Annotated in this window: 17 protein-coding genes; 15 read left to right on the top strand and 2 right to left on the bottom strand. The window is 68.0% G+C overall.

What is annotated here, in order from left to right:
- Positions 1-173 precede the first annotated feature (173 nt).
- Positions 174-2603 carry an N-acetylmuramoyl-L-alanine amidase gene (locus ACGF7Y_RS09120; RefSeq protein WP_393231241.1) on the bottom strand — a complete coding sequence of 810 codons (2430 nt, stop codon included), beginning with the start codon at positions 2601-2603 and terminating at the stop codon, positions 174-176.
- Positions 2604-3045: 442 nt separating this feature from the next.
- Here ACGF7Y_RS09120 and ACGF7Y_RS09115 point away from each other — a divergent pair, with 442 nt between their 5' ends.
- The 3 genes from ACGF7Y_RS09115 (at position 3046) to ACGF7Y_RS09105 (ending at position 6596) form a co-directional block, all read left to right on the top strand.
- Positions 3046-4554: a SpoIID/LytB domain-containing protein gene (locus ACGF7Y_RS09115; protein WP_393231239.1), complete on the top strand. Its 1509-nt coding sequence runs from the start codon at positions 3046-3048 to the stop codon at positions 4552-4554.
- 412 nt (positions 4555-4966) lie between these two features.
- Positions 4967-5725 (top strand): MerR family transcriptional regulator, encoded by a 759-nt coding sequence (locus ACGF7Y_RS09110; protein WP_393231237.1) that lies wholly within the window; start codon positions 4967-4969, stop codon positions 5723-5725.
- Positions 5726-5876: 151 nt separating this feature from the next.
- A complete protein-coding gene (locus ACGF7Y_RS09105) occupies positions 5877-6596 on the top strand; it encodes a hypothetical protein (RefSeq protein ID WP_393231235.1) in 720 nt (239 codons plus the stop codon).
- Between the two features lie 49 nt (positions 6597-6645).
- Here ACGF7Y_RS09105 and ACGF7Y_RS09100 read toward each other — a convergent pair whose 3' ends face one another.
- Positions 6646-7278, bottom strand: a complete 633-nt coding sequence (locus tag ACGF7Y_RS09100) for a TetR/AcrR family transcriptional regulator (protein WP_062967155.1) — start codon at positions 7276-7278, stop codon at positions 6646-6648.
- 109 nt (positions 7279-7387) lie between these two features.
- Here ACGF7Y_RS09100 and ACGF7Y_RS09095 point away from each other — a divergent pair, with 109 nt between their 5' ends.
- From ACGF7Y_RS09095 to ACGF7Y_RS09040, 12 genes are all read left to right on the top strand, one after another.
- Positions 7388-8110, top strand: a complete 723-nt coding sequence (locus ACGF7Y_RS09095) for an SDR family NAD(P)-dependent oxidoreductase (protein WP_393231232.1) — start codon at positions 7388-7390, stop codon at positions 8108-8110.
- Positions 8111-8433: 323 nt separating this feature from the next.
- Complete coding sequence (glf, locus tag ACGF7Y_RS09090) at positions 8434-9660, top strand: UDP-galactopyranose mutase (protein WP_062967159.1); 1227 nt, start codon at positions 8434-8436, stop codon at positions 9658-9660.
- A gap of 7 nt (positions 9661-9667) precedes the next feature.
- The gene (locus ACGF7Y_RS09085; RefSeq protein ID WP_393231229.1) at positions 9668-11602 is read left to right on the top strand and encodes a glycosyltransferase; all 1935 of its coding nucleotides are present in this window, start codon (positions 9668-9670) and stop codon (positions 11600-11602) included.
- Between the two features lie 74 nt (positions 11603-11676).
- On the top strand, positions 11677-12237 hold the full coding sequence (locus ACGF7Y_RS09080) for a phosphatase PAP2 family protein (protein WP_051174779.1): 561 nt from the start codon (positions 11677-11679) through the stop codon (positions 12235-12237).
- Between the two features lies 1 nt (position 12238).
- Positions 12239-13165, top strand: coding sequence for a decaprenyl-phosphate phosphoribosyltransferase (locus ACGF7Y_RS09075; RefSeq protein ID WP_393231227.1), 927 nt, complete (start codon positions 12239-12241; stop codon positions 13163-13165).
- 4 nt (positions 13166-13169) lie between these two features.
- Positions 13170-15110 carry a flagellar motor control protein ZomB gene (zomB, locus tag ACGF7Y_RS09070; protein WP_393233075.1) on the top strand — a complete coding sequence of 647 codons (1941 nt, stop codon included), beginning with the start codon at positions 13170-13172 and terminating at the stop codon, positions 15108-15110.
- 224 nt (positions 15111-15334) lie between these two features.
- Complete coding sequence (locus ACGF7Y_RS09065) at positions 15335-16402, top strand: alpha/beta hydrolase family protein (protein WP_051174760.1); 1068 nt, start codon at positions 15335-15337, stop codon at positions 16400-16402.
- Between the two features lie 301 nt (positions 16403-16703).
- On the top strand, positions 16704-17765 hold the full coding sequence (locus tag ACGF7Y_RS09060) for an alpha/beta hydrolase (RefSeq protein ID WP_393231225.1): 1062 nt from the start codon (positions 16704-16706) through the stop codon (positions 17763-17765).
- A gap of 872 nt (positions 17766-18637) precedes the next feature.
- Entirely contained in the window at positions 18638-19678 is a 1041-nt protein-coding gene (locus ACGF7Y_RS09055; RefSeq protein WP_245548770.1) for an alpha/beta hydrolase family protein, read from the top strand.
- 222 nt (positions 19679-19900) lie between these two features.
- A complete protein-coding gene (locus ACGF7Y_RS09050; RefSeq protein WP_393233072.1) occupies positions 19901-21700 on the top strand; it encodes an alpha/beta hydrolase-fold protein in 1800 nt (599 codons plus the stop codon).
- 115 nt (positions 21701-21815) lie between these two features.
- Complete coding sequence (locus tag ACGF7Y_RS09045) at positions 21816-22340, top strand: DUF732 domain-containing protein (RefSeq protein WP_357123109.1); 525 nt, start codon at positions 21816-21818, stop codon at positions 22338-22340.
- Between the two features lie 47 nt (positions 22341-22387).
- Complete coding sequence (locus ACGF7Y_RS09040; RefSeq protein ID WP_393233069.1) at positions 22388-23323, top strand: cutinase family protein; 936 nt, start codon at positions 22388-22390, stop codon at positions 23321-23323.
- Positions 23324-23450: the final 127 nt, after the last annotated feature.

Raw genomic sequence — 23450 nt, 5'->3', positions numbered from 1 at the left:
CTGGGTCGGCAACCGCGGGTGCCGGACCGTGTAGCGGCTGGATGGTGGCCGCCTGCTGAAGTTCCGCCGGGGACGGACCGATCGGGGCGCGAGCGCCTGACTCTGTCGGAGTCTGGGTGAGCGGGGTCCCTGCTTCGGAAGCGATCGGCGGAGCGTGCACAGCAGCCGGGGCGTCAGCTCGGAGCGGGGGCACCTAGAGCTTGGGCGGCCGGAGCCTGAGCACCGCCTTGGGGCTGGGCATTGCCCGGAGCTTGGGCGGCCGGAGCTTCGGGCGGGGTGTTACCCGGAGTCTGCGCGGCCGGAGCCTGGGGCTCGGCGTTACCCGGAGTCTGGGCGGCCGGAGCTTGGGGCGGGGCGTTACCCGGAGTTTGGGCGGCCGGAGCTTGGGGTTTGGCGCTGCCCGGAGTCCGAGCGCTCGAAGTCCGAGCGGCCGGAGCTTGGGCACCGCCTTGGGCCGGGGCATCGCCCGGAGTCCGAGCGGCCGGGGCCTGGGCAACACCCTGACCCGGAGCGCCGCCCGGAACCGATGCGGCCGGAGCAGGCGCGTGGGGCGGAATCGGCGCGCTGACCTGGGCCGCGATCGGGTCCCGGTGGGTTTGCTCCCGGTAGGTGTCGTTGTAGGTCTTCCACACGGTCGTGACGATGCCGGTGAGCTGGTTGAGGATCAGCGAGCCGCGTTCGAAGTCGACGCGCAGGCCGTCCGGGACCGGGTAGGCGTTCTGCAGCGGGAGTCCGAGGACACCCGTGTCGGCGCCGAGTTGCAGGAAGCGATCCAGGATGGAGCCGAGCACCTCGACGACCTGTCCGTTGGCCGCGGTGTAGACGTAACCGTTGGAGAATTTCGCGTACTGTCGGCCTCCCGCGGCGGGCAGCACGTCCGAGCGGACGGCGCCGAGCGGGCCGTTCGGTCCGCCGGACTGGGACCAGTGCCTGGCGATGATGTTCTCCTGCACCATGTTCAGCAGCTTCGTGGTCAGCGCGGCGAGGTTCGCCACATCGGATTCGCCGGATGCCGGGGGTCGACTGTCCTGCCCGCCGGACGCACCCGGCGTACCGGCGGCGATATCGCGGATCCGATCCATCAGCGCGTACGCGGCGTCGCCGGGGCAGGTGGTGTTGCCGACGTCGCGGTGTGCGAAGACGACCGGCAACTGGACCGACTCGCCCTGGGCATACGGGGTGTAGGAGGTGCCCTCGGAGACCATCGTGGTGTTGCCCTTGGGATCGAGTCCGGCGATCTTGGTGCGCCAGCCCACGAAGGCGCCGATCGCCTCGATCGCCGCCTCGCTCGGTTGCTCGGATTCGTAGTTGCCCATCAGCGCGACGCCGGAGGTGTTCTCGTTGAACCCACCCGCGTGCGCGCCCTGCACCGGGCGGTCCAGGCCGCCGAAGCGCCCCTCGAAGACCTGGCCGTACTTGTCGACCAGCGCGTTGTAGCCGATGTCGCACCAGCCCAGCGTTTTCGCGTGATAGGTGTAGATCGCGCGGACGATTCCGGCCGACTCGGACTTGCTGTAGTCGTTGCGGCCCGCTGTGTGGTGCACGGTGACGCCGCCGAGGCCGTCGTCGTAGGTCGGCTCGGCGCAGCGGATCGATTCGTCGGCGCCCCACTGGTCGCGGGTGATCACGCTCGGTCCGCCGCCGGGCAGCGCCGCGGCGACGTTGTGCAGCGAGCCGTCGGCAGCGCCCCGACCGGGATCGATGAGCACGGCGGTCAGGTCCGCGGCCTGGGGGGCCGGGTCGTCGGAACGCGGGGCGGGTTGTTGCGCCGCGTCGTCCGCGCTGGGTGCGGGCTGCGCCACCGGCTGAATCGGGCCTGCCGCAGCCTGCTTTCGAGTGACCAGGACCTGCACCGCGTTCGTATCGCCGACGTAGATCGGCTCGGTGCCGTCGGTCGCACCCGGGCCGGAGCGGTCGGTGCGGTGTGTGTCGACCGGTTCGGTGTCGTACCAGGGCCCCCACGTGCCGTCGGGCTGCCGAGCCCGGATCGTGGCCGCGGTGTCGGCCAGCTGCCGGGCGGTGAGCGCGACCATGCTGAACGGCGTGTCGCTGGAGAGTTCTTTCACCTGTGCCCCCACTTGGCTCATCAGCTCGGGGGTCACGGCGCCGGGAGACAGCGCGGGGGTGTCGGGAGTGGTGCCCGGCTGGAGCCGGTCGGGCTCCGCGATGAAGCGCACACTGCCCTGGGAGATGGGCTGAGCTGCGGAATTCGGGCTCTCCGGCGAACGATTCGGAGTGAATTCCGGGCCGGAGGTTTGGCCGGAATTCGAGCTGGGTAGTCGTATTCCCTCCGTTAGCCGCGCGTCCGGTGGTAGCGGGCCATCCGGAATCGGAATGGACTCGGCGATCGGAAGCATGCGCAGATCGGAAAGATGCAGATCAGGCAGGCTCAACCCGGTGAGTTCGCGCAGCGGCAGCACGATATCGGGCGCCTGGGTGAGCGCGACCTCGGCGAGTTCGGCCGTTACGGCGGCCGGTTCGCTGTCGGTGGTGGTGCGGTAGTCGGTCGAATCGCCGAACGTCAGCGTGCCCAGTGGGGCAGCTACCGCGAGGGTGGTGACAACTGGGAGCACGTAGGAACGTTTCGGTTTGCGGTACCGCACGAGCGTCTCCAATCAGGTCGAACCAGTGATCATGAGTGATTCAGGGTTGCTTCCTGATGTAGCAATGATCACAATAGCCACATTTGTCACATAACTAAACCTCTGGTTGAGGATTATGTGATTGCCTGAATGTAGCTTGTTGATTGCTATCGCATCTACTGAACGTGCAGAAAAGATGGAGATCGACCGTCTGAGGAAACCACGGGAGTGAACGGATGCCTCGTAATTTGAGCACACCGAGAGCGGAACAATGCTGGTAAAGGGCATTTTTTCGGAGCGATCGCGCGTCGTGCGTCCGCATCGGCGACAGCTGCGCCTCCACTCGCCATCGATTGTGTTGCTAATCGGCTTCGGAATGGTAGCTGGAACGCTCTTCGTGCATTCCGGACGTGCACTGGACGCTCCATATCGCCCTCTGGCAGGACCGGGGCACGGGCGCGGCATGAGCCAGGTGGGCGCGTTCGAGAACGCGCGAGCGGGGTGGGCAGCCGAACGCATCCTCGAGCACTACTACCCAGGCGCGACGCTCACCACCATCGCGCCCACCGCCGTCCGGGTTCGTCTCATGACGCGGGACAACTCGGCTCTCGACGCCTTCGCGGACGCCGGCCTGCGCGTGGCGGGCAGGGAGGTGGCGCCCGGTCAGGTCGCGCACCTGACGCCGCAGCCGGGTGGCCGAGCGGGCGTGGTCGTTACGGCGGGCTGCGCCGGTGACGTGCTGTGGCAGGCCGAGACCGACGACCCCTGGATCCATCCCGTCGACTCCCGGCCGAACCGCCCTGCGGCGGAACATCTCACGCTGTGCGGGGGTTCGGCGTATCGCGGTGCGCTCGGCGTCGCCCTCGAGGACGGCGCGGCCCGCACGATCAACCAGGTGGACGTCGAGGACTATCTACTCGGCGTGGTCCCGGCGGAGGTGCAGCCCAACTGGGCGGACAAGGGCGCGGCGGAGGCCATACGCGCCCAGGCGATCGCGGCGCGCTCCTATGCCCTTGCCGAACAGCGCTATCCGTACGCGCAGACCTGCGACACCACCGCTTGCCAGCGGTATCCCGGCACCGCGCAGGAGGATCCGAGGACGGCGGCCGCCGTCTCGGCAACGGCCGGTGCGGTCCTGCTGCGCGACGGCCGGATCCTGCGCACGGAGTACTCGGCCGCGCCCGACGGCGGGGAACCCGCGGACATCCGGACCCTCGAGGTCGGCCCCGCGCCGGGCGAGTCGACCACCACCGCGCCACCCGATGATCCGCGCGAACAGGCGGCGGTCACCGAGTCGGCGATCGATGCCGAGTATCGCCGTATCGGTGGCGCGACCAGCACGATCGGTACGCCGCTCGGGCCGGAGATGATCCTGCCGCGTCGCGCGGGCACCTACCGGCTCTACACCAACGGCGTCATTATCGTGACGCCCACATTGGGCGCGCAGGTCGTGGACTACTCACGCATGTTGCAGGCGGTTCCGGAAGCGGGTGAGCCGTTACGAATCCCGCCCGGGGCGTCGTCTGGCGCGGCGCCTTCTCCTGGTGCTACCGCACCCGGTGGGGCCGGTGTCATCTCGCCCGGCGCGGTTCAGGCCGACGCTGTCGCCCCTGCGGGTGTGGATCAGCCCGCCACGGCGTCTCGTGGCGCTCAGCCCGACGCTGTTTCGCCGCACGGTGCGCAGCCCGGTGATGGGTCTATGTCTTCTGCAATCGCATCCCGTGATCCGGCTCGGTCCGATGCCACCGCCCGGGGTGATGAAATCCCGCCTACAGCCACCGCGCCTGACGGTGCGGCTCAGGCAGATGTTGCTTCGCCTGGCAGTGCGGCTCCGGCAGACGATGCCTTGCCTGCCGGTGCGGCTGAACCCGGGGTTACCTCGCGTGGTGGTGGCGTCGCCCAGTCCGGTGTTATCGCACCCCGTGGTGGGACACCGCTCGGTGCTACCACCACGCAGGGCGGTGGGGCTTAGCCCGCAACCCCTCGCGATGATCACTACCGAGGTGTGTCGCCCAGCGGCTCGGCCGACTCGGCAGTAGTCCGGCCGGTCGCCGGCGCGATGGTGCCGTCGAGTGCCGCGCGCAGCCCCTGTGGTCGATCATGTGCTGGAGCAGCAGGTCATCGGTCAGCGAGTGGCCCTGTTCGGTGAGCGGGATCCGGACCGCTCCAGTGCCCGGCATGGCGATCGCGCTGGGCGGAACCCTGCTCGGCCGGACGGTCGGTGCCCGCGAGGTCCCGGCTCGTTTTGTGCCGTCGCCAGTGCTGGTCGCGCCGATCAGAGCCTGCGCCGAGCCGGAAATCGCCCGGATATCGGGGGTTGACCTTGACGTAACGTCAACTTGCAAGCTGGTTACACCGACGAGAGTAAGGAGGGAGGACAAGTCGTGGTCACCAAGGAATGGTCCATCCAAGATCTGGCGAAGGCGGCCGGTACCACCAGCCGCACGCTGCGCCACTACGGGCAGTTGGGGCTGCTGCCGCCCAGCCGGATCGGCGCCAACGGATACCGGTTCTACGACCAGGCCTCCCTCGTGCGGTTGCAACGCATCCTGCTGCTGCGCGAACTCGGCCTCGGGCTTCCGGTCATCGCCGAAGTCCTTGCCGGAGAGCAGGACACCGCCGCCGCGCTGCGCACGCACCTGGACCTGCTTCGGCAGGAACAGGATCGGATCCGGCGGCTGATCGAGTCGGTGCACACCACGCTGCACAAGACGGAAAGAGGTGAACAACTCGTGGCAGCAGAAGTTTTCGACGGCTTCGACCACACGAAATACAAGGACGAGGTGATCGAACGCTGGGGCAAGGACGCCTACGAGAGCGGTGACCGCTGGTGGCGCTCGATGTCCGACGCGGACAAGAAGACCTTCCAGCAGACCCATCTCGACATCGCCGCCGACTACGGCCGTGCGCGCGCCGACGGGCTCACCCCCGACAGCGACGAGGTGCAGGCCATCGTCCAACGCCACTACGACTGGATCGGCATCGGGTGGCAGGGTCGTCCGGTGGTGAAGGAGGCGTTCGTCAACCTGGGCGAGATGTACGTGGCCGATCCGCGTTTCGCGGTCAACTACGACGTCCACGGTGCGGGTACCGCGGAGTTCGTGCGCGATGCGATGAAGGTCTACGCCGAGCAGCGGCTGTAGAGCACAACCCTCCGGCGGCCGGTACGCATGCCCGCGTACCGGCCGTCGTCCGCCCGGTTGTGAACGCCGCCCATTCCACTGTGCGAGAGCCGCTTTCGGGTCGATTTCTGTCGGGAGGGGCCGGTAGGGTTCGATATCGAAGGGGGGTTCGATGAACAATTCGTTTGCTCCGCCCGGGGGACAGGGCAGCGGAGCGCCGTCGACTTGGCACGTCGCGTCGGCGGTGATCGCGGCCTGTCTCGGTGGCGGCGGGATCGGTGTCGGTGCACTGCTCGGCATCGGGGAACTCAACGCCCCGGCCAGCGGAATCCCGGATGCCTCCAAGGATTTCGACGCTTGGTGGGCTGCCTCCCGTATTCGTGCGGTGCAGGAGATCTTGCTGGGGGTATCCGCGCTGCTGGCGGTGGTCCTGGTCGCCGGTGCGATCCTCATGCTGTTCGGCAAGTCCGCTGGGCGGCCCGCGGTGCTGATCGGCTCCGCATGGGGATTCTTCGGCGGCCTGATCACGGCGACCTACGGCGGTGAGCATGGTCTGGCCGCGCGGTCGGCTGCTTCGCCCTTCTACCTGATCGTCGGGGCAGCTCTCTGCACGGTCGCGCTGGGTGCGATCGTGACCAGTTTGCTCGGTCGCCGCACTGCTTCACCCGCACCCCTGCTCCCGCGGCCCGGCCACCCGTCAGCGGTGCCGCAGTTCGGTCTCCAGCCGCCGATGCCGCAGTTCGGTCCCGAGCCGCCGGTGCCGCAGTTCGGTCCCGAGCCGCCGGTGCCGCAGTCCGGTCTCCAGCCGCCGGTGCCGCAGCCCGGTGCCCAGCCACCGGCGTCCCAATTCGGCCAACACCCGCCCGCACCGCAGTCGCGACCGCCCTACTGACGCGCGGCCTGCGCGCACGGTGCGACACGGGACCACGCCGACAGGCCCACTAGGCCAGGTCGTCGCGCCCGAGCGCGTGCATCAGCTGGTCTTCGGTGATCGGGGGAACCGGGAGGGGATGGGCGGCCTCCGCGCGCAAGCCGTCGAGCACCAGGCCGAGGTGGCGGCGCCAGGCTTCGGGGGCGATGTGGCTGGTCGCCTCGACGATTCTGGTGTGCGACCAGGTGATGAAGGCGATGTCCTCCAGTACCCAGTCATCCCGCAGGACCCCGGCTTCCTGGGCGCGGGTGATGATCCGGCGCATCAAGCCGTGGCCGTATTCCTGCGCCTGCGCGACGGCGCGGCTGGGGGCCGCCCGCACGGCGAGTTCGCTGAGCAGCCGATCGGCGGCTTGCAAAGCGCAGACCTGCTCGACCAGATAGACGAACGACTCCCAAGGGTCGTCCATGGCCAGCGCGACTTCGGCGATGCGGCCGCCCGCTTCGATGCGGTCCTCCACCGCCGCCGCGATGAGGTCGTCGCGGGTGGGGAAGCGGTTGTAGAGGGTGCCGATGGCGACCCCGGCGCGGGCGGCGATCTCCTTCAGCGGTGCGTCGAGGCCGCGTTCCTCGAAGACGGCGCGGGCGGCGGTCACGAGCGCGTCCCGGTTGCGCTGGGCATCGCTGCGTAACGGCTTGTCCACGGGCCGATCCTACAAATCGGCCGTGGCGGATATGTTGAGCATGGGTTCAAGTTAGGTTACCGTCTATATCGAACTTGAACCATCTCTCAACTTAATTTCTGGAGTGGAAATGACCAAGACCATCGCGATCTTCGGGTACGGCCCCGGCCTGGGCGTCGGCACCGGCCGCCGATTCGGACGCGACGGGTTCCGTGTGGCCGTCATCGGGCGCGATCCCGAGAAGGCGCGCCGACATGCCGAGGAACTGGGGGCCGAGGGCATCGAGGCCGCCGCCTTCCCCGCGGACGTGACAGTCGCCGCGCAGGTCACGGGCGTGATCGAGAAGATCGAGGCGACTTTCGGGCCGATCCACGTGGCGATGCACGGCGCGGCGGGAAACATGAGCGACCGGCTGCCCTCGACGCTGGAGGTGGACATCCCCTCCCTCGATGCGCCGCTCGCGCTCAAGCTGCACTCACCGATTCTGATGACGCGGGCACTCGCGCCGAAAATGGTGGAAAGAGGCGACGGAGCGCTGCTGTTCTCCTCGGGCTCGTCCGAGCACTTCGTGGCGCCCTACCTCGCCAACTTCGGCATCGCGCTGGCCGCGCAGCGGGGCTACTTGCGCCAGCTCGAGGTGGAACTGCGCGGCACCGGCGTCTACGTGGGGTTGCTCAACATCGGCGCACTGATCGAAGGCAGCAAAGCCGCGCAGATCGTCGACGAGCACCCGGAGTTGATTCCCGACGGCCTCGAAATCGTGCGGATCAGCGGCGAAGAACTCGGTGACCACTACTGGCGGCTGTACACCGAGCGGGACAAGGTCGAGCAGGACGTCGGTTTCCCGGCCTGAGCGCGGTGGGGTGGATCCGGACGCGGGCGGCTCCCGGGCACCTCCGCACGGATCCATCCGAGGTGCTCGCGGGCAGCGGAAGGGAGTCCTCTTCGTCGCGCACCGGTTCGTGGTGGCCCACCGCCACGGAGCATCGCGAACCGAGCGCGATCGCCGGCCATGGGGAGTAAACAGCCCGGCGGTTGCCCGTGCGGTCCATTCCGGCAAACATCCGGCGAAATCAGGAGGTCGGGGGCGTGAAATCGGGTGTCGCGAACGGTGCCGCCGAGCGCACTTCCTACTCCGCCCGGACGCGGCCGGGACTTCCGATACTCTGGGCTCCCGTGACCGTCGCATCGTCCCCGGGTAACTCCGTCCATTCCGCCTCACAGTTCGATCTGATCGTCGTCGGCTCCGGATTCTTCGGGCTGACCGTTGCCGAACGCGCCGCCACCGTGCTGGGTAAACGGGTTCTGGTGATCGAACGGCGACACCACCTCGGTGGTAACGCGTACTCCGAGCCGGATCCGGAAACCGGGATCGAGATCCACAAGTACGGCGCGCACCTGTTCCACACGTCGAACAAGCGGGTGTGGGACTACGTCACCCAGTTCACCGAGTTCACCGGCTACCAGCACCGCGTCTTCGCGATGCACAAGGGGCAGGCCTATCAGTTCCCGATGGGCCTCGGTCTGGTCTCCCAGTTCTTCGGTCGCTACTTCTCGCCGGAGGAGGCGCGCAAGCTGATCGCCGAGCAGGCCTCGGAGATCGAGACCAAGGACGCGCAGAACCTCGAGGAGAAGGCCATCTCGCTGATCGGCCGACCGCTCTACGAGGCGTTCGTGCGCGACTACACCGCCAAGCAGTGGCAGACCGACCCGAAGGAGCTGCCCGCGGGCAACATCACCCGGCTCCCGGTTCGCTACACCTTCGACAACCGCTACTTCAACGACACCTACGAGGGCCTGCCCCGCGAGGGCTACACGAAGTGGCTGGAGAACATGGCCGCCTCCGAGCTGATCGAGGTGCGGCTGAACACCGACTGGTTCGAGGTGCGCGAGCAGTTGCGCGCCGAGAACCCGGACGCACCGGTCGTCTACACCGGCCCGCTGGACCGCTACTTCGACTACAGCGAAGGCGAACTGGGCTGGCGCACCATCGATTTCGAGACCGAGGTGCTGCCGGTCGGTGACTTCCAGGGCACTTCGGTGATGAACTACAACGACGCGGACGTGCCCTACACCCGCATCATCGAGCCGCGTCACTTCCACCCCGAGCGCGAATACCCCGCCGACAAGACGGTGATCATGCGGGAGTACTCCCGGTTCGCGCAGACCGGTGACGAGCCGTACTACCCGATCAACACCCCGGAGGACCGGTCGAAGCTGCTGGCCTACCGGGAGCTGGCCAAGCAGGAGACCGCCGCCGCGAAGGTCGTCTTCGGCGGCCGCCTCGGCACCTACCAGTACCTGGATATGCACATGGCGATCGGCAGCGCACTGAGCATGTTCGACAACGTGCTGCACCCGCACCTGGCGGACGGTGCGCCGCTGGTGGACCAGGAGGCTTAGGAGACCGATGACCTCCCAATCCATTTTGGAAGACATGACCACCGAGACCCGCGCGAAGTCGCTGCTGCAACGCATCATCCTGCCCAGGCCGGGTGAGCCGCTGGACGTGCGCACGCTCTATGTCGAGGAGTCGCAGACCAACGCCCGGCGCGCGCACGCGACCACCCGCACGTCGCTGTCGATCGGCGCGGAGTCCGAGGTCTCGTTCTGCACCTACTTCAACGCGCTGCCCGCGAGCTACTGGCGGCGCTGGAGCATCCTGTCGTCGGTGGTGCTGCGGCTGGAACTGGCCGGGCACGGCCGGGTGGACGTGTACCGCTCCAAGGCCGACGGCTCGCGAATCCACGTGCAGGGCAGGGAATTCGCGGTGGCGACCGGCGCCGACTCGGTGGTCGTCGAGTTCGAGACCGACCTGGCCCCGTTCGAGGACGGCGGCTGGATCTGGTTCGACATCACCACCGACACGGCGGTCACGCTGCTGTCCGGCGGCTGGTACGCGCCGATCGAGGCGCCCGGCGAGGGCAGCATCGCGGTCGGCATGCCCACCTTCAACCGGCCCACCGACGCGGTGAAGACCCTGGCCGCCCTCGGCTCGGATCCGCTGGTGCTGGAGAAGATCGCGGCCGTCATCATCCCGGACCAGGGCACCAGGAAGGTCGTCGACGAGCCCGGTTTCGCGGAATCCGCGGCGGCGCTCGGGAATCGCCTGTCCATTCACGACCAGCCCAACCTCGGTGGCTCCGGCGGATACAGCCGGGTCATGTACGAGGCGCTGAAGACCACCGACGCCGAGTACATCGTCTACATGGACGACGACATCGAGATCGAGCCGGACTCGATCCTGCGCGCGCTGGCCTTCGCCCGCTTCGCGAAGTCGCCGGTGCTGGTCGGCGGTCAGATGCTCAACCTGCAGGAGCGCTCGCACCTGCACGTCATGGGTGAAGTGGTCGATCGTGGCATCTTCATGTGGACCGCGGCCCCGAACGTCGAATACGACCACGACTTCTCGAAGTACCCGCTCAAAGACCGGGACAACTCGAAGCTGCTGCACCGGCGCATCGACGTCGACTTCAACGGCTGGTGGACCTGCGTCATCCCGCGCCGCGTCGCCGAGGAACTCGGCCAGCCGCTTCCGCTGTTCCTGAAGTGGGACGACGCGGAATACGGTCTGCGCGCCCGCGCGGCCGGGTACCCGACCGTCACCCTGCCCGGCGCGGCGGTGTGGCACATGGCCTGGAGCGACAAGGACGACGCCATCGACTGGCAGGCGTACTTCCACCTGCGCAATCGCCTGGTCGTCGCCTCACTGCACCTGCCGGGCAACGGGCGGGGCATGGTCGTGAACACGATCAAGGCCACCCTGAAGCACCTGCTCTGCCTGGAGTACTCGACGGTCGCGATCCAGAATCTCGCCATCCGCGACTTCCTGGCCGGCCCCGAGCGGCTGTTCCAGCTGCTGCCCAGTGCGCTGGGCGCGGTGCACGAGCTGCGCAAGCAGTACCCGGACGCGGTGATCCTGCCCTCGTCCACCGAACTGCCGCTGGCCAGCCACATCGGTGTCGGGGCGGTGGGCGAGCCCGCCAACCCGATCGCCAAGGTGGTCCGCTTGGCAAAGGGCCTGGTACACAACTTCCGTCCCGCGCACTCCGAGCACCATGAGACCCCGCAGCTGAACGTGCCGACGCTGGACGCGCGCTGGTTTCTGCTCTCGCAGGTCGACGGCGTCACCGTCACCACGGCCGACGGCCGCGGCGTCGTCTACCGCAAGCGCGATCCGCGCCAGGCGCTCGGCCTGTTCAAGGAGGCCATGCGCCTGCGCAAGGAGCTGGCCGCCCGCTTCCCGGAGATGCAGCAGCGTTACCGCGCCGCCCACCCGCAGCTGACCAGCACCGCGGCCTGGGAGAAGGTCTTCGGGATCGACACGAAGGACGGACAGCAGTGAGTCTCGGAGCGAGCGCCGCCGACGACGCGGCCGTGCAGCCGCCGTTGCACAGCGCCAACGGGCACGGCGGCCCGGTGTCCGCGCGACCGGCGAGGGCCGAGCAGGCGCCGCCGGAAGTCGCGATCATCAACGCCGTGCAGGCCACCCTCGGCAGCAAACCTGCCGTGGTGTCCGCGGCCCGCAGCATGTCGCACTTCGGCGAGCACGCGCTCGGCTGGGTCGGCATCGCGGCCGCGGGATGGCTGGTCGACAAACCGCGGCGCAGACAGTGGGCCGGGGTCGCGGTCGGCGCGGTCGGCGCGCACGCAGCCTCGATCGTCATCAAGCGCGTGGTTCGCCGACCGCGCCCCAACGACCCGTCGGTGCAGGTCAACGTGGGGACGCCGAGCAAATTGAGCTTCCCGTCCTCGCACGCGACCTCGACGACGGCGGCGGCCGTGTTGCTCGGCAGATTGACCGGGCTACCCTTGCCTGCGGTGCTCGTCCCCCCGATGCTGCTTTCCCGGGTGGTCCTCGGGGTGCACTACCCCTCCGACGTGCTCGCCGGTTCCGCGCTCGGCGCCGCGTCCGCCGCCGCCCTGCTCGCCGCCGAAAAGAGACTCGACAGTGACCGCACAAGAAAGAGCCTTGGTTGACATGAGTGAAGAGCCGACCGGCGCCGACCTCGCCGAGGCGGTAGTCAAGGGCCCGCCCAAGACGCTGGCCGGCGGTCTGTTCAAGGCAGTCCGTCCGCGGCAGTGGGTCAAGAACGTCTTGGTGCTCGCCGCCCCGCTGGCCGCGGGCACGGCCACCGACGTGAACGTGCTCGCGCCCGTCGGCATCGCCTTCGTGGTGTTCTGCATGGCGGCGTCGGGCATCTACCTGGTGAACGACGCGCTCGACGTGGAGGCCGACCGGGCGCACCCGACCAAGCGGTTCCGGCCGATCGCCGCGGGCATCGTCCCGGTGAACCTGGCCTATCTGCTGTCGGCCACGCTGCTGGCCGGGTCGATCGCGGGATCGTTCCTCGCCTCGTGGAATCTGGCCGTGGTGATGGCGGTCTACATCGGCATTCAGCTGGCCTACTGCTTCGGCCTCAAGCATCAGGCCGTGCTGGACATCTGCATCGTGTCGTCCGGGTTCCTGCTGCGCGCGGTGGCCGGTGGCGCGGCGGCCGACATCGACCTGTCGCAATGGTTCCTGTTGATCATGGCCTTCGGCTCGCTGTTCATGGCCGCGGGCAAGCGCTACGCGGAACTGCAGATCGCGCTGGGCACCGGCGCCAAGATCCGCAAGTCGCTGGAGTACTACACGCCCACCTACCTGCGCTTCATCTGGACGCTGGCCGCGACGGCGGTCGTGGTGTTCTACGGGCTCTGGGCGTTCCAGCAGGACGGCATCAAAGACACCAACTGGTTCGCAATCTCGATGATCCCGTTTACCATCGCAATCCTGCGTTACGCGGTCGACGTCGATGGTGGCGAGGCCGGGGAACCGGAAGAGATCGCGCTGGGGGACCGCATCCTGCAGTTCCTCGCAATCGCCTGGATCGGAGCGGTAGGTGTCGCTGTCTATCTCACCTGACGAGATGCTGGTAGCGGAGCGAACGGAACACGCGGCGGAGCGGCAAGCCGATGAGCAGACCCGCTCCGCGTCGCGGTTCACGCGCCTATCCGAAGCCACGTTCGTCGGTGGGATCGCGCTCACCGTTGTTCTTTTCGCGGTCGGAGGCTGGCAGCGACGGTGGATCGCCGACGACGGCCTCATCGTGTTGCGCACCGTCCGCAACCTGCTGGCGGGCAACGGCCCCGTCTTCAACGAGGGCGAGCGCGTCGAAACCAACACCAGCACCGCGTGGACCTACCTGGTCTGGTTCTTCAGCTGGCTGACCCAGGCGCGGCTCGAGTACGTGGTGCTCGGTGTCGCGCTCACGGTGTCGCTGGCCGCGGTCGTGTTCGCCATGCTCGGCTCGGCGCGGCTGTGGGGCGGCGCGGGCACCGGGCTGTTGCTGCCAGCGGGCGTGCTGGTCTACATCGCACTGCCCCCGGCCCGCGACTACGTCACCTCCGGGCTGGAAAGCGGCTTGGTGATCTGCTGGATCGGCCTGCTGTGGTGGCAGCTGATGCGCTGGAGCCAGGCGAAGTCGGTGCGTCTGCCCGGCCTGCTCGGACTGGTCTTCCTCGCCGGGCTCGCCCCGCTGATCCGTCCCGAGATGACCCTGGTCGGCGCGCTGGCGCTGCTGATGATCTTCTTCGCGCCCATGCCGGAGAGCAAGCTGCGGCCGATCGTGCTGCGCGCGGTGATCGTCGCGGTGGCCGGGCTGGTTCCGCTGGGTTACCAGATCTGGCGGATGGGCTACTACGGTCTGCCCTACCCCAACACCGCCGTCGCCAAGGACGCGGGCGGAGCCAAGTGGGGGCAGGGCTTCACCTACCTCTGGGACCTCGTCGGTCCGTACTTCCTGTGGGCGCCGTTGCTGGTGTTGCTGCTCGCCGGCGTGCTCGCCGCGCGCACGCGGGCAGGCCGGACCGCCGACGCCGGTTCGTCGGGCGCGCGCGGTCGGTCGATCCAGCGGGTCCGGACGTGGCTGCGCTCCCCGGGAGCGGTGGTCGCCATGGCCCTCGTCAGCGGTTTCCTGCTGACCCTGTACGCGCTGCGAGTCGGCGGCGACTTCATGCACGGCCGGATGCTGCTGCCGCAGCTGTTCCTGCTGCTGCTCCCGGTCGCGGTCATCCCGATTCGCGCGCCCCGGGGCGGGGTGCGCGCGGCGACCGCCGCCGATTGGTCCTTCGCGGTGATCGCCGTGGCATTCGTCGGCGTCGCGGGCTGGGCGCTGTTCGCCGCCAACACCACCGCGATCAAGACCGGCACCAAGATCACCTCCACCGGCATCGTCGACGAGCGCGTCTACTACGTGCTCAACACCGGGCACGACCACCCGATACTGGCCGAGGACTACCTGGACTATCCGCGTATCCGCGCCATGGTCGACGACATCACCGCGAGCCCGAACGGCGGCCTGCTGCTGAACTCGCCCTCGTTCATGTTCTGGTATGTCGCTCCGCCGCCGCAGCCCATCCCGGACGGCGGCGCCGGGCACACGGTCTACTTCCTGAACCTCGGGATGACCAGCATGAACGTCCCATTGGACGTGCGTGTGATCGATCCGATGGGCCTGGCCTACCCGCTGGCGGCGCACACCGACCGCCTCACCGACGGCCGGATCGGGCACGACAAGAGCCTGTACCCGGACTGGGTCATCGTGGACGCGGGCATGGTGGACAAGAAACCGTGGATGCCCTGGTATCTGGACGAGAAATGGGTGACCCAGGCACGGACCGCGATGTCCTGCCCGGACACCCAGGCACTGCTGATCTCCTCGCGCGACCCGCTCACCTTCGAGCGGTTCCGGCACAACCTGCGTAACTCGCTGCGTTTCGCGAAGTACCGCATCGACCGAGTGCCGAAGTACGAGATCCAGCGGTGCGGACTGGCCGATCCGTTCCCGCAACCGATCGCGCCGCGCTGAATCCGTGGCACGCACCGGGCCAGGTCATGCACGCCGACCAGGGCCTTGTGCGAGTCCGATAAAGTGGCGTACGCCGCTTTATCTCTTTTTGGTAACGCCACCGTGTCGATACCGATATACGCTACGACCGTATGCCCGGCCGTGGCGTCCATCGGTTGAGGGCATCGGCGGGTTACCGTGTGGACGGCTTGCCGCTGTCGCTGTGAAACGAAAGGTTCAAACTGATGCGAGGCGTGATCGGGCGTCGTCTTAATACTCGAAGAGCAGGTTCCTGGCTCAAGCGGTCCGTGCTGGTGTCGCTGGCGGTTCTGCTACCGCTCGGGGTGTCGGTGGCAGGCCCTGCCGCCCCGGCGTCCGCCGCGTTCAACCCGGACGGTTTCGACTTCTGGGTCGATTCGGAGATGGGGCCGATCAAGTCCCGCGTCTTCCGCGCCGCCGACGGCAACACCGGGCGCGTGGTCTACGCGCTGGACGGTATGCGCGCGCGCACCGACCTGAGCGGCTGGGAGATCGACACCGAGGTCGTTCGTGAGCTGACCAAGTGGAACATCAACGTGGTCATGCCGGTCGGCGGACCGTCCAGCTTCTACGCGGATTGGAACGGTCCGAGCGATTTCTTCGGCCTGGGCAGCGCGGGCTCGTCGTCCACCGGTTCGGCGAACTCCGGCTCCGGCCTGCTGACCGGTTCCGCCGGCGGACCGGGCAAGACCAGCACCTACAAGTGGGAAACCTTCCTCACCAACAACCTGCGCTGGGCGCTGCGCGACCGGCTCGGATTCAACCCGAACGGCAACGGCGTATTCGGCCTGTCCATGGGCGGCAGCGCCGCGCTCACCCTGGCGGCCTACCACCCCGACCAGTTCCGTTACGCCGGTTCGTACTCCGGCTATCTGAACATCTCCGCGCCGGGCATGCGTGAGGCGCTGCGCGTGGCGATGCTGGACGCGGGCGGCTACAACATCGACGCGATGGCGCCGCCGTGGGGCCCGCAGTGGCTGCGGATGGACCCGTTCGTATTCGCGCCGCGGCTGAAGGCGAACAACACCCGCCTGTGGGTATCCGCCGGTAGCGGTCTGCCGAGCGGGGCCGACGGTTTGAGCTTCAACACCGTCAACGCGATGGGGCTGGAAGCGCTGGCCTTGGCCAACACCCGCGCGTTCCAGGTCCGCATGCTCACCCTGGGCGCGAACAACGTCACCTACGACTTCCCGGCCGTCGGTGTGCACAACTGGAACTACTGGGCCGACGAGGTCTACCGGATGATCCCCGACCTGTCCGCCAACATCGGGTAGCTCGGCAATCGCGACGAAAGACCGCTCCGCGCCAACGGTACGGAGCGGTCTTTCGGCGTTTACCGGGTCGTCCGGCGGTAATTCGGCAACGAATACGAAGAAAACGGGCTTCGGTAGTTGTGGTCTGGATCACCATCCAGCAACATGAAGGCATTCGTTCCCGATTGATACTCCAACGACATGCACCGAGATCTATTCGTCCATTTCTCGGTAGACGTGGCGACTCGGGGCCCGATGAGGGCTCGGTATTGATCGCTGAAAGTTTGCTGAACGAGGCCGCTCGAGGGAAAGGTCGAATGTGATGCGTAGTGCGCGCGGGAAGCGCGGGCCCGAGGGGTCTCGAACATCCGGTTCGTGGTTGCGACGGTCCGCCCTCGGCGTCGCCGTGGCGCTGCTGTTGCCGCTCGGCACGACCATCGCGGGCACCGGCGCCACGGCATCGGCGGCCTTCGACCCCGCGGCCTTCGACTTCTGGGTCGATTCCGGCATGGGCCCGATCAAGACCCGGATCCTGCGGGCGGCGGACGGCAACACCAATCGCGTCGTCTACGTGCTCGACGGCATGCGGGCGCCGGAATCGCTGAACGGCTGGGAGATCGAGACGAACATCCCGCAAGTCCTGGCGAGCCAGAACATCAACGTGGTCATGCCGGTCGGCGGCATGTCGAGCTTCTACGCCGACTGGATCGCGCCCAGCGAGTTCCTGGGCATTCCGGCGGGTAGCGGTTCGAGCACCGGTTCCGGCGGGCTGGACGGGTTCGCGGGCGGGCCGGGCAAGAGCTACCGCTACCAGTGGGAGACCTTTCTGACCAACAACCTGCGCTGGGCGCTGCGTGACCGGCTCGGGTTCAACCCGAATCGCAACGGCGCCTTCGGGTTGTCGATGGGTGGCAGCGCGGCGCTGACCCTGGCCGCCTACCACCCGGACCAGTTCAGCTTCGCCGGCTCGTTTTCCGGGTATCTGAACAACTCGGCGCCGGGCATGCGCGAGGCGATCCGCGCCGCCATGCTGGACGCGGGCGGCTACAACGTCGACTCGATGGCTCCGCCGTGGAGTCCGCAGTGGCTGCGGATGGACCCGTTCGTGTTCGCCCCCAACCTGGTCCGCAACGGCACCCGCGTGTGGATCGCCGCGGCCAGCGGCCTGCCCTCGGCCACCGACCCGCCCAGCTTCGGCACCCTCAACGGCATGGGTCTGGAGACCCTGGCACTGGCCAACACCCGCGCGTTCCAGGTGCGGATGGCGACGCTCGGCGGCGGCAACGCCGTGTACTCCTTCCCGCCGTTCGGTATTCACGCCTGGAACAACTGGTCCGACGAGGCCATGCGAATGATTCCGGATATGTCGGCGAACATCGGGTGAGTTGGATTTCCAGCGCCTGTGGCGCTGGGTGTTCGCGGCCCCCTTTATGGCTCGCGCCGGAGCGGACGAGACTCGCCCCTGCGGCGCATGCGCTTCGTCCGCTCCGACGCGAGCCGGGCCGCGAACGGCGCTCGTATGACTCGCACCCCGAGGAGGGTGGGTGAGTGGGATCTCGCGCTTGTGACGCACCCATGGTTCGAGAATATTTGTTCGCGTTTGTGCAGTTGTGTGGCTTCTCGGTGACTGGGGTGCTGTAGGGGGTGTGTGGGGGCTCTGGGCGGCCGAACTCGGGGTAGGGGTTGGGCAGAGTAGGGGGTTTTAGGGGTGGGTGGGGAGGGCGCGACTGTCCCCGATTCGTTTGCTGTGGAATCGCTGCGATAAGATCTTCGGAGCTAGAACTGTTTGCTCGAGATCATTCTCGTGGCTATCACGGCAGATCTCGGGGCCGATCACATCTCGGTCGACGGTCCTGCCGGGTCTTCGCGTCGTCGACCGGACGCGCGGTGCGCCGGTTAGGGGGCGAGCCGGACGCCGGGATTGCGAAGATCTCGAGTCGGTGACAGTTCCCGCCAGGAGCGCGAATATCTTGCGATCCAAGACGACATCACCGCGAGAACGCGATAAGGTCACCGCATCATTACCTTGCGCAAACGGATGGATTTCGGCCAGTGGAAAGACCTCGGATCTTGCTAAAGCCGGGACCGTCGAATATCGTCCAGCGAGCGCAAGTGTGACCAGATCGTTGTAGCGCCGTCACGGGGATCGGATTGTCGGGACCATGTCCGTGACGCGCGTCTCGTTGGCAACACGGGTGCCGCTTCGCCCTTCGGGTGGCGAGGTGGCACCACAACAGCAGAAAGAGAGCAGGATTCATGCGTTTCGGCAGGGCGGCCGCGCCGAAGAGAACAGAGTCGGGACGACGAGGCGCGCCTCGCGGTTGGCGTAATCGAATTCTGGCTGTCGGTGCCGCCGCATTGGCGCTACCGATTGCCGCGGGCCTGGCGACCCCGACGCTCGCCACCGCGGCGCCGTCGGCGCACGCGCCGGTGTTGCGAGCGCCCGCGGGTGGCTTCGAGGACCTGATGGTCCCCTCCAGCATGGGCCCGATCAAGGTCCAGGTCCAGTGGGCCGCGCGCGGCGGTAACGCGGCGCTCTACCTGCTCGACGGCCTTCGTGCCCGCGACGACCGCAACGCCTGGTCGTTCGAGACCAACGCGCTGCAGCAGTTCGGCAACGACAACATCACCCTGGTGATGCCGGTCGGCGGCCAGTCCAGCTTCTACACCGACTGGTACGCACCGTCGAACCTGAACGGCCAGAAGACCACCTACAAGTGGGAGACCTTCCTCACCAAGGAGCTCCCGGCCTTCCTGGAGGGCTACGGCGTCTCGCGCACCAACAACGCGGTCGTCGGCCTGTCCATGGGCGGCAGCGCTGCGCTGGCTCTCGCGGCCTACCACCGCGACCAGTTCAAGTTCGCCGCCTCCTACTCGGGCTACCTGAACATCTCCGCGCCGGGCATGCGCGAGGCGATCCGCGTCGCGATGCTGGACGCGGGCCGCTTCAACGTCGACTCGATGGCCGCGCCGTGGAGCCCGCAGTGGCTGCGGATGGACCCGTTCGTGTTCGCGCCGCAGCTGAAGGGCCTGCCGATGTACATCTCGGCCGCCAGCGGTCTGCCGGGTCAGTTCGACCAGCCGAACTCGGCGGTCGGCGTGTTCAACACCGGTAACGCGATGGCGCTGGAAGCCCTTTCGCTGGTCAACACCCGTGCGTTCCAGGCTCGCCTGAGCTCGCTGGGTATCCCGGCCCGGTTCGACTTCCCGGCCGCGGGCACCCACTCCTGGAAGTACTGGGAGGGCCAGCTGTTCGCCTCCCGCAACATGATCCTGGACGCCACCGGCGCCTGGTGATCTGATCCACCTTCTCGCATTCAGGCCGCACCGTTTCGGTGCGGCCTGAATTGCGTTCGGGGCCAGTGCTGATCGCGGGACAGCGAACATAGTTTGCTAGGCAGCGCGTGTCTCCCGTAAACGTCGCTATAACGGGAGTACAAAGCTTCTGTGGCAGGGATTACGCGCGGTAGCTGTGGCATACGCGGGCGTCTCGTCGCTCGTTCGGCACGCGAGCGGCTGATGCTGCTCGCCACCGCACTGGTGGTCCCCCTAGCCGCGGGCACGTCCGTGGAGGCACCCGCGGCCGCGGAACCCACGGTGGCCGTGGCCGCGCCCGTGCTGGAGAAGGTCCAGTGGCTCAGCGACCGTCGCGTCGCGCTGTGGGTGACCTCGCCGTCCATGGGTGCGCCGATCCAGGTGCAGTTGCTGCTGGCCAGGGACTGGAACGCCCGCCCTGAGGCCCGGTTCCCGGTGCTGTTCCTGCTCGACGGCCTGCGCGCGACCGACGACGAGAACGGCTGGACGAAGGAGGCGGGGGCGGTCGATTTCTTCGCCGACAAGAACGTCACCGTCGTGCTGCCCATCGGCGGGCAGTCCAGCTTCTACACCGATTGGCTGGAGCCGGACAACGGCCGCACCTACAAGTGGGAAACCTTCCTGACCAAGGAGCTTCCGCCGCTGCTGGAGAGCCATTGGCGGGCGACGAGCGTACGGGGCATGGAAGGGTTGTCGATGGGCGGCACGGCCGCGATGCTCCTGGCCGCCCGCAACCCCGGCTTCGTGCGGCACGCCGCCTCGTACTCCGGCTTCTTGACCACCACGACGCTGGGCATGCCCCAGGCCATCGAGTTCGCGATGCGCGACGCGGGCGGGTTCGACTCCGCCGCCATGTGGGGTCCGCAGACCGGACCGGAGTGGGAGGCGCACGACCCGTACATGCTGGCCGACAAGCTGCGGGGCGTCAGCCTGTACATCTCCAGCGGCAGTGGCGCGATCGGACCCTACGACCAGGCCCTCGGCATACCCGGGGTGAGCACGAATATCGCGGGCATGGGTTTGGAGATCCTCGCGCGGCTCACCTCGCAGAACTTCGTGACCAAGCTGTCCAAGCTGGCCATCCCGGCGCAGGTGAACTATCGCCCGTCCGGCACCCACTCCTGGCCGTACTGGGATTTCGAGATGCGCCAGTCCTGGGCCCAGGCCGCCTCCGCGCTGGGCGTCGACCAAGGCAAGCCCGACTGCCAGCCGGGCGGTGCGATCGGCCCGGTGGCCGCCGCGGCGGGCTGGCTCCGCCACTGCCTCACCGGGGAGTACGCGGTGGCGGGCGGCACCGCTCAGGACTTCGCGGGTGGCCGGGTGTTCCACACGCCGGGCAGCGGCGCGTATCCGGTCGGCGGTCTGTTCGGTGCGGGTTACCAGGCGGCAGGGGGGCCCACCGGACCGCTCGGCCTGCCGACCAGCGAGGAGCGCGCGCTGGAGGATGGTCGCGGCAAATACCAGTCCTTCCAGAACGGCTCGCTGTACTGGACGCCGCAGACCGGTGCCCAGGTGGTCCGCGGCGCGATCCTGGCGGAATGGGGCAAGCAGGGGTTCGAACGCGGCCCCGCCGGTTATCCGGTCGCGCCGGAGATCAAGACACCGAGCCGCGACGGCGTCGTGCAAGCCTTCGAGAACGGCCCGTTCTACTACAGCGGAGCCACCGGCGTGCATCGTGTCCAGGGTCTGATCCTCGGCAAGTACGCCCAGCTCGGCTTCGAGAACAGTCCGCTCGGCTTCCCGGTCGACGAGGAACAGGCGCTGAAGGAACTGGGCCGGTTCAGCCGATTCGAAGGCGGCAACATCTACTGGAGCCCCGTCTCCGGCGCCTGGGCGGTGCGCAACGGCCCGGTGCTGGACGCCTGGCGCGAGACCGGCTACGAGAACGGCAAACTCGGCTACCCCACCGGCGACGAGTTCCCCATCTCGGACGGCATGCAACAGAACTTCCAAGGCGGCTTCATCACGGTGCGCGACGGCAAACCGGAAGTCCACAGCCTCTGAGACGGTCGGATCGTCCGACTCCCGCCGGCACCGGCCGAAGGCGCGGCAAAGACGACCCAGCTAGCCTGGTGGGCGACCCGACCCCCGCTCAGCGACAGATCGAGGACAAGAATTCATGCATCGGACCCGTGGAAAGGTATTCGGCGTAGTCGTGGCGCTCGCCGCGACCGGCCTGCTCGCCGCGTGCGGCGACAATGATTCGACCGCGACGAGCACTCCGTCGACGCCTGCCCGCACCACGACGGCGACGACGACGTCGCCGGCCGCATCGACGCCCGCCGACACCGGTCAGCCCGCTCCCGCGCCGGAGCAGCCCACGACGACGGTGGCCCCCGAGCGTCCGCAGCCGGTGCCGACCGAAGCCGTCCCGCCCGCGGACACCTCGAAGCTCACCGACAAGGACAAGCGGTTCCTGGACGATCTGGCCAAGCAGGGCGTCACCCCGTCCACCCCGGACATCGCACTGAGCATCGGCGCGTACGTCTGCCAGGGCACCGCCGCCGGTGCGTCCGATCAGGATCTGATGACCTTCGTCAACGCCATGGCAGGTTCCGATCCGTCCTTCGACCCGGCCAAGATGCCGGTGGAGAAGGCCGGGCAGATCTACATCACCACCGCTCGCGCCACGTACTGCCAGTGAGTTCGCGTTCCCGTTCGACCTCCCGCCGGTTCAGGCCGGCGGGATGTCTGGTCGTGATCGGCGTCGTGCTGCTGATCGTCCTGGTGGTCCTGCTGCTGTGGTATCTGCTGGCGGGGCGTCTGCGCCCGCCCGGCCCTGGCCCGAAGCCGCCGGAGCGGCCGACTTCGCAGCCGGCCAGTTGTCCCGACGTGCAGATGATCTCGGTGCCCGGCACCTGGGAGTCGAACAGCTTCGACGATCCGCACAATCCCACCGCGAACCCGGTATCGCTGATGCTCAACGTCTCCGGTCCGATCACCCAGCGGTTCCCCAGCGAGCGGGTGGACGTGTACACCGTTCCTTACGTCGCGCAGTTCTCCAATCCGATCGCGATCCCGCCGGACGGCCAGCAGTCCTACAACAACAGCCGGTCCGAGGGCACGGCGCGAATGGTCGACGCCATGGCCGCACGGCATCAGGAGTGCCCGTTGACCACCTACGTGCTCGCCGGGTTCTCCCAAGGTGCGGTGATCGCGGGTGACGTCGCCGCGCAGATCGGCGCGGGCGACGGCCCGGTGCCCGCCGATCTGGTGCTCGGCGTGACATTGATCGCCGACGGACGCCGCACCGGCGAGACCGGCCAGGGTCAGCCGATCCAGATCGGGACGCCCGTGCCCGGCGTGGGTGCCGAAGTCGCGCTGAAGGGGTTGAACGTGCCCGGCATCACGATGACCGGTCCGCGTCAAGGGGGCTTCGGCGCGCTGGCCGACCGTACCTACACCATGTGCGCGCCCGGGGATCTGATCTGCGATGCCCCACGGGAGGCACTGAGTCCGTGGAACATCGTGGGCAGCGTGAATTCGCTGGTCCGGGCGGCGGGGAACCCGGTGCACGCCCTCTACAACACCTACGTCGTCGACGGTGACGGCACCACCGCGACGCAGTGGACCACCAACTGGGCGGCGGGCCTCATCGAGGCAGCGCCGCATCCGCCCCATTCGTGAGAATTCACAGACCGTGAGATACCCCGCACCCCCTTGGCGTGACAAGCGCAACTCGAGTTGGGTAGCACGCTGTAAAGTGCGCTGGTGATCGCGACGCCGGGCACCACCGCAGCGCAGACCCGGGCGG

Source organism: Nocardia sp. NPDC047654, from assembly GCF_043205035.1.
Lineage (GTDB): Bacteria > Actinomycetota > Actinomycetes > Mycobacteriales > Mycobacteriaceae > Nocardia.
The sequence above is the reverse complement of the archived record's forward strand: the minus strand, read 5'-3'. Positions and strand labels throughout refer to the sequence as shown.